Origin of the sequence: Pseudomonas sp. EL_65y_Pfl1_R83 (assembly GCF_963970695.1) — a bacterium.
Taxonomy (GTDB): domain Bacteria; phylum Pseudomonadota; class Gammaproteobacteria; order Pseudomonadales; family Pseudomonadaceae; genus Aquipseudomonas; species Aquipseudomonas tritici.
The window spans coordinates 1-534 of sequence record NZ_CAXAQI010000223.1 but is presented as its reverse complement, the minus strand read 5'-3'; the positions used below and the strand labels follow the sequence as shown (position 1 = coordinate 534).

At 68.0% G+C, this 534-nt stretch carries 1 protein-coding gene; it reads right to left on the bottom strand.

Annotation, left to right across the window (positions count from 1 at the left end):
- Window positions 1–534 (bottom strand): hypothetical protein (locus tag AACY08_RS28535; protein ID WP_445262057.1); only part of this gene is annotated, 534 nt, incomplete at both ends.

The window sequence follows — 534 nt, the reverse complement described above, 5'->3', positions numbered from 1 at the left end:
CCTCGATCGCTTCCATCGCCTTGGCGGGAATCAGCGTCGCAGTGAGTGCTGCGGCCTCTACCTGAAGCCGCTCTAGGTCAACCAACTCGGCGTGCCGCGCGCGTGCCGCCGACACCGCGCTTCGACGGCGCGACGCGCGCAAGAGCTCCTCGCCCGCGCTGAGGGCACGGCGGGCTTCCTGGCGGGAGGTGCGCGCGGCTTCTAAGGCGCTGCGCGCATCAGCAAGCCGTTGCTGCGCCGTGGCCAAGCCCTCGCGGACTTCGGCGCGGCGTGAGCGCGCAGCCTCAAGCGCGAGTTCAGCGCTGGTGCGTTCGTCGGTCGCCTTCCGATGACGATCGACGAGATCTTCAAGGTTGCGCGTCTTCGCGCTGATGGCCTCATGCTCGGCCCGCCGCGTCGCGAGGATTTGCGCAGCTGCGCGCGCCGTCTCGAGAGAGGCAGTGAGATCCTTCCGCGCTTGCACGTCTGTGTCGTCCGCGATCTCGCGGTGAACGATCTTCAGTCTGGAGCGCGCACTTTCGAGTTCGGAGAACG